Origin of the sequence: Desulfitobacterium sp., assembly GCF_035539115.1 — a bacterium.
Classification (GTDB): Bacteria; Bacillota; Desulfitobacteriia; order Desulfitobacteriales; family Desulfitobacteriaceae; genus Desulfitobacterium_A.
This window is the reverse complement of record NZ_DATLJA010000057.1, coordinates 1-9604: the sequence shown is the minus strand read 5'-3', so window position 1 is coordinate 9604 and position 9604 is coordinate 1. Positions and strand designations below refer to the sequence as shown.

11 protein-coding genes and 1 pseudogene are annotated in these 9604 nt (G+C 41.5%); 5 read left to right on the top strand and 7 right to left on the bottom strand.

What is annotated here, in order from left to right; genetic code table 11:
• Positions 1-540: pseudogene (locus VM640_RS10470) on the bottom strand (IS91 family transposase); the annotation flags it as partial.
• Positions 541-704: 164 nt separating this feature from the next.
• On the opposite strand from VM640_RS10470, the gene VM640_RS10465 reads away from it, so the two are divergent.
• Positions 705-968, top strand: a complete 264-nt coding sequence (locus VM640_RS10465; RefSeq protein ID WP_325391946.1) for a hypothetical protein — start codon at positions 705-707, stop codon at positions 966-968.
• Here VM640_RS10465 and VM640_RS10460 read toward each other — a convergent pair.
• The 4 genes from VM640_RS10460 to VM640_RS10445 all read right to left on the bottom strand — a co-directional run bounded on the left by VM640_RS10460 (position 952) and on the right by VM640_RS10445 (position 3565).
• Entirely contained in the window at positions 952-1521 is a 570-nt protein-coding gene (locus VM640_RS10460) for a TetR/AcrR family transcriptional regulator (RefSeq protein WP_325391944.1), read from the bottom strand. The two genes, VM640_RS10465 and VM640_RS10460, sit on opposite strands and share 17 nt — an antisense overlap.
• A 302-nt stretch (positions 1522-1823) precedes the next feature.
• Positions 1824-2135 carry an IS110 family transposase gene (locus tag VM640_RS10455; RefSeq protein WP_325391950.1) on the bottom strand — a complete coding sequence of 104 codons (312 nt, stop codon included), beginning with the start codon at positions 2133-2135 and terminating at the stop codon, positions 1824-1826.
• Between the two features lie 433 nt (positions 2136-2568).
• Complete coding sequence (locus VM640_RS10450; protein WP_325391942.1) at positions 2569-3222, bottom strand: superoxide dismutase; 654 nt, start codon at positions 3220-3222, stop codon at positions 2569-2571.
• A gap of 88 nt (positions 3223-3310) precedes the next feature.
• A complete protein-coding gene (locus VM640_RS10445; protein WP_325391940.1) occupies positions 3311-3565 on the bottom strand; it encodes a hypothetical protein in 255 nt (84 codons plus the stop codon).
• A 351-nt stretch (positions 3566-3916) separates the two neighbouring features.
• Between VM640_RS10445 and VM640_RS10440 the strand changes: the two genes are divergently transcribed.
• Complete coding sequence (locus VM640_RS10440) at positions 3917-4621, top strand: N-formylglutamate amidohydrolase (RefSeq protein WP_325391938.1); 705 nt, start codon at positions 3917-3919, stop codon at positions 4619-4621.
• A gap of 22 nt (positions 4622-4643) precedes the next feature.
• Here VM640_RS10440 and VM640_RS10435 read toward each other — a convergent pair whose 3' ends face one another.
• Positions 4644-5597 (bottom strand): L-lactate dehydrogenase, encoded by a 954-nt coding sequence (locus VM640_RS10435; RefSeq protein WP_325391936.1) that lies wholly within the window; start codon positions 5595-5597, stop codon positions 4644-4646.
• Between the two features lie 174 nt (positions 5598-5771).
• Between VM640_RS10435 and VM640_RS10430 the strand changes: the two genes are divergently transcribed.
• Entirely contained in the window at positions 5772-7229 is a 1458-nt protein-coding gene (locus VM640_RS10430; RefSeq protein WP_325391934.1) for a metallophosphoesterase family protein, read from the top strand.
• A 16-nt stretch (positions 7230-7245) separates the two neighbouring features.
• Here VM640_RS10430 and VM640_RS10425 read toward each other — a convergent pair whose 3' ends face one another.
• The gene (locus tag VM640_RS10425) at positions 7246-8217 is read right to left on the bottom strand and encodes an MBL fold metallo-hydrolase (RefSeq protein WP_325391932.1); all 972 of its coding nucleotides are present in this window, start codon (positions 8215-8217) and stop codon (positions 7246-7248) included.
• 222 nt (positions 8218-8439) lie between these two features.
• Here VM640_RS10425 and VM640_RS10420 point away from each other — a divergent pair, with 222 nt between their 5' ends.
• Both VM640_RS10420 and VM640_RS10415 read left to right on the top strand, forming a co-directional pair.
• Positions 8440-9102 (top strand): Crp/Fnr family transcriptional regulator, encoded by a 663-nt coding sequence (locus VM640_RS10420; RefSeq protein ID WP_325391930.1) that lies wholly within the window; start codon positions 8440-8442, stop codon positions 9100-9102.
• A 74-nt stretch (positions 9103-9176) separates the two neighbouring features.
• Positions 9177-9371, top strand: coding sequence for a YgaP family membrane protein (locus VM640_RS10415; RefSeq protein ID WP_325391928.1), 195 nt, complete (start codon positions 9177-9179; stop codon positions 9369-9371).
• Positions 9372-9604: the final 233 nt, after the last annotated feature.

The following is a 9604-nucleotide window of genomic DNA, read 5'->3' as shown; positions in this document are numbered from 1 at the left end:
AATATTTCGGCTACAGAGAATACCGTAATGCCTGATCTTAACTAATCGATCCGGAAGGACATGAAGAAGAAACCGTCGCACAAACTCAGTCGCATCCAGTGTCATCACTTTGCGTTTATTACCATCTTTATAATCCTTCCAGGAAAAACTCACCGTTTGACCGTCAAACGCTTGAATCCTGGAATTGCTGAGCGCGACTCGGTGAGTATAACGACCCAGATACTTCACAACCTGAGCTGGGGACTTAAAGGTTTTTTTACAGAAAACGACCCACTCTCTGCGGTATAAGCTGTCGACAAGGGAAAGAAAGTTATCGCGAACTAAAAATTTAACGGCCTCGTTAAAGAAGGTAAGTTCCCCTTGGTCGTAGGCCTGTCTTAGAAGGTAAAGAAACTTACCCCTAAACTTTCTCGAAATGACCTTAACGGGGATAAAGAACTTCTTGCTGGAACGGACGAACCGGAGACCGTCGTTGGAAAGACCCCCTCCAGGAACGATGCAATGAACATGAGAAGCAATCAATTGAATCCAGTTATGTATTCAATCTGCTCCTCGAAAATGGCGTAGAAAATCTCAAAGACAACAGAGGTCAGTGGCTTGCATTCCCCGCTTCACCGAAAGAAATCAATGAAGCTCTCAGCTACTTAAAGGTAGCAAGCCTGGACGATTGCATCATTGCAAGGAGCGAAAGCACCATTCCCCGGATGAATAATAATTTCTCTTTCTCTGAGGACATCGATAAAATCAGCACTCTCTCCGATAGAATCCGGGAACTTGAGAATCAGGGGATGCTGTCAAAGTACAAGGCTGTCCTTGAGTTCGCAGACTGCACCGACATCGACCATGCCCTTGATCTTACGCAAAATCTCGAATGCTATGATTTCTATCCGGATTTCTCCTCACCAGAGGATTATGGAAAGCTGGCATTGCTGAAAACCTCCGGACTGAAACCTAATCTTTTTTTATAAGTGAACCGGAGGAAAACTCACTTACAATATCAGCAAGTTCGTCAGGAGATAACGCCATTCCCTCATCAATCCATTTTATTACTATATTAAAGGTTCCGCCGACGTTAAATGCAAGGATGTATTCAAGTGCCTGTTCACTGCTTGTCTGCGGAAAATTTTTTATTCTGTCAAGCATAAGAGCGTGAAGTTTCGGAAGTACATAATTCCATTGCTCCAACATAAATCCCAGCATATTGCTTCGCTTTAAACTTAGAAAAAAGCTTTCATATCTCTTGCATAGTCCGAATAACACTCGTAACGCAGTATCGGTTGTAAGAACGGAAAGCTTTGACAGCTCGCTGATAAATTTCTGCACGAGAGTGTTAAAATACGCCTGCAAAACATCCTCTTTTGAATCAAAGTTTCTGTAAAATGTTCGACGTACAAGTTGTGCATTTTCTGATATTTCGCTAATAGTTATTTCTTGAAAAGGCTTTGTTTCCATAAGCGAAACAAGCGATTGCATAATCCATTGCTTTGATTGAGCCGCTATTGGATTTTCTGTATTATTCATAGCAAATTCTCCTCTGTCATACATTCCTACATTTTGTAGCACTTGCATAAAACCTATTGACTACCATTAATTTGTATTATATCATAAGCTTACAAAAGACACAAGTGTGACACTTAGGCTTTTAAAGGAGAATGAATATGCTTGTAAATTTTCTTGCAGGAGTAAACCTTAAAACAGCAATGTGGATTATTTCAATTCCATTTATTATTGAAACTGTCAGGGCAAAGAACACGCTTATCAAGTCTTTTGTATTTTTACACAATCTTACGCTTAAAGTGGTTGAATGTCTTGAAAGATGATGATCATAATCTTCTGTTTAGTTCGGCAAGCCACTTGGCATCCCGTTGATCCGTTTTATTGCCGGGAAATGTCTTCGTGAAGTAGGGATTGGCTAGAGTGAGAGTAAAAGAATCTTCCATGAGGTTAAAAACCGGGATCCAGTATTTGCCCGTGCTTTCCATCACGACAACGTGGCAGTCGTGATCAAGAAGCCAACGCATCGCCATTTCGATACCGTTAATCATGGTCGAGAAGGATTGGACCTGAGTTTCATAAATGCCGTCTTTTCTTGTCGTAATAATAGCGACCGTCATGAAGTTTTTGTGGACATCAATTCCGGACGTACAGTAGTTTTATAACATCTAAGTTTTTACCCAGGTAAGTTACTGTGAATAGGATCCGGGACATTTTTCTCTTTGCGACAAACTAGGAATATCAATGTAGTGAATAATTTCAACTTCCCATTATCCATAAAATCATCCTACACTTTTTTCTGGGCAAAATTCCAGTACGAATAATAGCCCTCGGGATGAAAGAACGATTTATTAATCGGATTAGTGTCTTGGACCCTTTTAGCATTTATCGTGAACGGAGTTCCAGTAAGGTCCCGGATGAGCTTCCGCAGAAAAATGAAGAGTACAATTATTACTAGCTCTCTTTTCTTTAATTTCCTACATCCTTATCCCATACCCGCGCTAAAAACCCTTCGAAGATTGGCTTCGAAGGGTTTAAGTTCATATTCGGTAAGTTTGTAGGGGAGAAGGTATATCAAGGGTTCGAAACTAAGGACATCAGCCCATGCATGGCCTGTTCCAGCCGCCTTTCTACTTCATACCAATTCACTAATTGCCACCAGGCGTTAACGTAGTCTTTGCGCCTATTCTGATAATCAAGATAGTAAGCGTGCTCCCAAGCATCCATGACCAGGATGGGAATACTACCCGCTTGAAAAAGATCCTGATGTTTCTCAATCGTGAGTATTTCTAACCTTCCCCAGGCTGGTTGCCAAACCAGCAAAGTCCAGCCAGATGCTTCAACATTTATGGCTGCAGCGCTAAATTGTTCCAAAAAGCTAGTCAGACTGCCAAAATAGTTAGTGATATGATTAATAGTTTGAGCCCCAGGTGTCTCCCACCTATTCCCGATGGGAGCCATCGATGTCCAGTAAATACTGTGCAGGATATGCCCTGAACCGTGGAAAGCCAATTCACGTTCCCAGTGCTTGACCAAAGTGAAATCCCGCTTTTGCCGTGCCTCAACCAACTTCAGCTCCGCTTTGTTTAAACCTTCTACATAGCTTTTATGATGTTGATCATGGTGAATTCGTAATAATGTAGAACTTATCACAGGTTCAAGAGCGTTATAAGCATAGGGCAGCTTTGGCAACTGGTGTTGCCCGGGTGGCACCATAAAATATTGCATAGTGATATATCCCCCCATTAAACGAGCTCTAAGTATAAAGAAATCAACTCTTTGATAAAATACGTACTTGTGTGGGAATTGTGCTTATCTAAAAGCTTGAAAGAGGGCTTTCTTCATTTTTTGATGTCCTTTGCTCTAAAGTAGCGAGTAAGGCTTCCTTCTCCGAGGGTAAATTTGCTTTAAGCGGCAGATAGTTCGAAGCATGATTATTACGGAACACACAATTCTGGACGTCTAAAACTTTAATCATGAGTTTAAGCTCTTGAAGTGATTCCCATGGGTCGAGCAATCTAAAATTCCTCGACTTAACATTTCTTAGTAGTGGGGCTTCCGGTTCAAGCATAAGGGTTAGTGCCCCTAAATAGTGTGAGACTAAAGACATCGAAAAAGAGATATGTCTTAGTAGCTTGTTTACTGATAATGGGATTCTAGGTAATAGTTAAAATTGCCAGAACATTATGATAGTGTTCTGGCTTTTTTGTTTTACTGTATGTAATATTGTGTTAAAATAGGAGGAATATTCAGTAAACGTGTTGAAATGCTAAAAGAGGTTGATTAGGGGTTTGGTGGGGTTTCCCATCATCCATAACTTACTATTTTTATTCTGTCTACTAGGTTGACCGACGAACGTTTCTCCACGTTCCTTCCTAACATAACCCTTACCAGGTTCGTCACGTAGAAGGAGGTAACCCGTTTGGCTAAACCCGATGACGTTCTTCAAGAGTTTGGCAGAGCTCGTATCAACGAAGAGGCTGTAAGTATAGAGCGTGTACATTTCTACAAGACGGATAAAGCAGTAAATTCTAAGCAGGAGGATCCTTTTCTCTATCTTCCAGGGAAGCTGTCTATTCTGGTGTCTGCGCCTCATGCAGTAAGGCATTATCGGCAAAAGAAGATTAAGATGTCCGATGAATTCACAGGTTCTATCGTCTATCTCTTAAATAAACTCACGGGTTGTCATGCTTTGGCGGTGAGTAAGCTTTATGGTGGTGATCCGAATGTGGACAACCCGTGTATTTATAAAGAAAGAATGGCTGAAATCTGTGGCCGAGAGAAGATTAAGTTAGTGCTGGATATCCACGGTGCTGCCCGTGAACGGGAATTTGACGTGGACCTTGGTACCAATGGCGGAAAAACGCTTTTAAGGTCAGCGAAACTACAGGAAACACTCGATTATAACTTTCAACTTTTCGGACTAAAGAGAATTTCTCATGATTATTTTGCCGCCGCTGGATCCAACACAGTGACCCATTTTGTAGCCTGCGAACTCGGAATTCCCGCAGTACAGATTGAGATTAACAAGCTTTACAGAGTTCCCGCACAGAATTCTCAGGGATATCACAGGATACTTGGCGCCTTGGTTGAAAGCATTAAGGAATTGGACGAAAATGGAATATAACAGATAAGCTTAACTGTTCTGTTCAAGGGTTTCCCATCGGTCTTTGTAATGACTCTCGTAATATCTGAACTGATTTTTGGAACAATTCATCTTCAAGGGTATCCATTCTTAAGTCCAAACGACGAACAATTCCATTTTTCCCGAGAATACTTGGGACACTTAAAGCAACACCCAAGTCATGATACTGATCATCGAGCAAGCTCGACACCGTTAAAACTTTCTGCTCATCGCGCAGAATCGCTTGCATAATCTGAGCACAACTTAATCCGATACCGTAATAGGTTGCTCCCTTGCGGCTAATAATCTCATAGGCGGCTCTGCGCACTTCGGCAGCCACTTGCTCTCGCCAGTCCTTTTCAGAGACTCCTGCGCAATTCTCACGAAATGAATCGAGTGAACTCCCGGCTATACTCGCAGAGCTAAAGAGTAAGACTTCTGAATCCCCATGTTCACCGACCACATAGGCATGAATATTGCTCGCATTAATTCCACAGCGCTGACTTAAGGTATATCGGAATCTTGCTGTATCAAGAACAGTTCCCGAGCCAATGATATGTTCAGGTGGTAAGTCCGTAACCTTCCGAGCAAATGCTGTGAGTACATCAACTGGGTTACTCACAATAATAAGAATAGCATTTCTTTCATACTTAACGACTTCATCTAAAATCGATTGCATGATCTTTGCATTCTTCTGTACGAGGTCTAAGCGCGTTTCCCCCGGTTTCTGATTCGCACCAGCAGTGATTATAATAATCTCAGCGCCTTCGCACGCTTCGAATCCTCCAGCACGGATCTCGACTGGTCGAATAAACGGAAGACCATGGCTTAAATCCATAGCTTCCCCCTCAGCCTTTTCCCGATCAATATCAATAAGAACCAAATTGTTACACAATCCGCGAATTAAGGCTGCATAGGCGATACTTGCTCCAACAAACCCACTGCCGATGATAACGACTTTGCTTGAATGAATACTCAAAGTGAATCCCCCCTTAAAAACTAGGTTTCCAAGAAAGGGGCTAAATTAACCGTAGTGTAAACAGGATACTTAGGTCTTGGTTAAAAGCATTAAGGCATTGGACAGAAATGGAATATAACAGATAAGCTTAACAGACACTAACGCAAGGATTGATTTAGGTTAGGAGAACACGAAATGAAGAAGAAAATCCCCATCTTAGTTTTTCTAATAGCTTTAGTCTGCGTAGGAATCTTCTTTGTCCATAGCTACAATAACTTTAAGATTGCAGAAAACTTTACGCCTATTCCGCTATCGTTTGACCCTTATAGCTCAACATCCTCATACGATTGGAACGGGGCTGCCGTTACAATTCAAGGGGGTTTTGTGAAGGGGAAGATGCAAGAAAAGGATAATTCAGAGAGTCTATTACTGCGATCACTTTCTCCATCCGTACAAATTACAATCAAGGGTGGGCCGCAAGCAAGAACGTATCGAATTCGCTTGGAAAATGTGAATTCCAGCAAGATTGAGGTCAAAAATACTGACAGCTACCAGAGTGTGGAAGCTCATACCGTTTTGTTATTAGTAAACCTTTCTTCAGGACAACAAAAGACCATCCAAGTGGCGCTAAAAGAACAGCCCAATCCTGAGTTCGTCATCTTAGGCGATAATCGAAACGGCTATCAAACCTTCTCGCAAATTATAGATCAAATCAATGCCATTGATCCGGCCTTTACCATTGACAATGGTGACCTGGTCTTTGGAGGTGAACCTAATAAGTATCGGCTTTTCTATGAAACCGTGTCTAAGTTGCAAGTTCCGCTGTATACCACCTTAGGAAACCACGACATTCGGGAAAATGGCAGAGCAATTTATACGGAACTCTTTGGGCCCGGATACTATTCGTTTGATTATCAAAATATCCATTTTGCCTTTCTTGATAGTTCACGCGGTTGGACGGAAAAACGATCTATTCCCGAAGAGCAATATCAATGGTTAGAAAAAGATTTAGAGAAGGCTCAAGGAAAGCGGATTTTTGTAGTGACTCACATTCCACCCACGGATCCGAGGGCAAAGACTGAACCCAATCAATATCCACAAATGTCTGAGTCTCAAAAAGCGGGGCCGATTAAAGAGGAAATAAGTAAGCTGAGTGGGACCAGTAACCTTGATCATGCTTTTCCCGACAAAGAAGAAGCCAAACGTTTTGAAAGCCTGATGACGAAGTACAAGGTGGATACCGTGTTTTTGTCGCATATCCATGCTTATTTTAGTTTTGTTAAAGACGACGTGCGCTATATTATTAGTGGAGGGGCCGGGGCAGAACTTTTGACCAAGGATAGTTATTATCATTTTATTCGAGTTAAAGTTACCGATAAGGAAAATTACCTTGAAGTCGTGGAACTTCCGTCCCCACCTAACGTGATTGTAGATCGCTATCTTGCGGCAGCTCAGATGTTTGTCCGAGCAATTTTTAAGGAGTACGCCACAATTATATATGGGCTTGGGGCTGCTATCCTCCTCATCATCGGCGGGATACTTTGGATTTATCGCAAAGCATGGTGGACCTATTCTCAGCGGTTTGGGCGGTGGATTTCCGAAATCGCTAAGTTTTCGGTTACAAAGTACAAAGAAATTGTTAAGAAAAAATAAGCCTTTTGGGTCACGATCATGATCTTAATTCATAATATAGTTTCCCGTTATTATTAACCCTGTCAGCTAACTTAAGATGAACCAGGTGCTCTAGATGCGAAGTGGCTTCCCCTGATGCAAACCATTTTTGGGGGTCGGGGAAGTCCTCCCAATGAGTATAGCTCAGATCCCAGTGCATAGCAGCAGCTGTCTCACTTGGAGTCTTTTTACCCTTACGAATAATCCCGCTAATCTCCTTGAGTCGGTCTTCGTGATGAGCCAACAGTTCTTTAATTCTCGTTTTGTGATCGCGAATAATATTCCGGTGCGCAGTAAAGAGGTAGTCGATGTTATAGGCATATACTTTACGTAAACTCTTAAAAAAGATCGCTAAGATGTCCTGCTCAAAACCCCAGAATGTAATATTAGGAGTTATGGGATCTAAGATGTGATCGCCACCAAAAAACAGCCTGTGGTTTCTTTCATACAAGCCGATATGACCGGGAGTATGCCCTGGAATGTCAATGATTTCAAAGGAATAATCTCCTAATTCAAATTTATCCCCTTCTAATAGTGGAATAAGTTCAAGAGGGTCCTCAGATCGTGTTCCGAAATCCTTGCCAAAATTAATGGTGCGGTCTCCGCCAAAGCCCAAGATCTCGTTTAGCATTTGGAAGTTCTTTATAAACTTCCCACTCGACGTTTGATTTAACCATTCCCCATCTATTTTACCTATATAAACGCGGACGCCTTCTTTGGCTAAAGCAGCTGCAAGTCCTGAGTGATCAACATGCATGTGGGTTAATACCAAATCCGTCTTTGTTAAATCAACGTCGAGTTCACGAATTCCTTGGAAAAGTGCGTTTCTGCATTCAGCTCGATTAAACCCTGTGTCGATGATTAGATTCCGATTCTCTGAGAGGACAATGTAGCTGTTGATTGCCTTCAGCGGATTATTGGGAAGGGGTATTTCGTTCTTGTATATATTCGGATATACTTGCGTAAGCATTTTTTGCGCTTCTTTCCTTACGGTTCAAATTTCCTATTCGAGATAAGATAAATACCGTCATATGTTTATTTTACTGTACTTTGTAAGAATATCATAGCAGTATTAAAGCGCTGGCGACAAGGTGACATTCTCAGTTACAAAAGATTTACTGCGATTGAAACAATAAGTTAATGGTATTAAAGTAGCTTGGAAAGTTAGTAGGGTAAAGAGGAGACTTAAGCTGTGATTGATCAAGAAACAACAGATCTTTATACTCTGTTCCCTTTTTTAAAAGAGGTTCAACTCCATACTTATGATCTTACTCCTGTAAAACTTAGTTCTGGAGTTTGCGCTTTTACGGAGGGAGACGACAGTACGTCGATTCCCTTATTGCTTAAAGGTTCGATCAAGGTCCTGAAAATAGCAGAATCTGGGCGGGAAATTCTACTCTATCGTATTAAACCGGGTGAAACCTGCATTATTATGCTTTCGAGTGCCTTAGGTAATATACCTTATCCTGCTACGGCTATGGTTGAGCAGGATGTGGAAGCGCTCATGATTCCTATCAAATTATATATGGATTGGATGCATCATGTCCCTGCTGTTCAGAATTTCACTTTCCAAAGCCTAGCCCAACGCTTAGGGAGCGTCATGGCTCTGATCGAGGAGATCACGTTCAAGCGAATTGACATACGCCTTATCCGTTTCCTTCTAGCGCATACGACTGAGAAACAGCCCCTACTATACCAAACGCATGAAGAAATTGCAGTCGAGCTAGGGACTGTGCGTGAGGTGATTAGCCGCCTCTTGAAAAATCTAGAGGTTGATCATTTGCTCATACTTTCTCGAGGTAAGATCGAAATAACCCGGCGTCAAGAATTAGAAAAGATGCTTCTAATTCGGTGACTTCGTCACTGAACTTTTTCCCAAATTCGTATATCTTTGAAATAAAGAAGATTCACAAGAAGGAGGAAAAACTGATGAAAGTAAATGAAGGAAGCTTAGATAGAATTATTCGGGTCATCCTTGGTTTAATTATTTTGTCGCTTTGGTTTATATTTCAAGGAAATGCTAGATACTTTGCCCTAATTGCGATTATCCCATTTTTTACAGCCATAGTTGGTTGGTGCCCTCTTTATACGCTCTTTGGCGTTAGTACCTGCAAACGAAGATAAATTTGCAGCAGGACTAAAGTGAGTCATTAGATATAAGCTCGGGAGATATTTTGCAAAAGATATCTCCCGAGCTTTTTCATACTAATAGAAAGTTGTCGTAATTTAGGTTATTCTCGGGATGAATTATTATCGATGAGTGTTGCTGATATCGATCAGCCATGCTCACATAATCCCAAATTTGTTGAAATACTTTTTGCCAAGGGTTATATGGTTGGAGAAGTTGTCCACCGGCG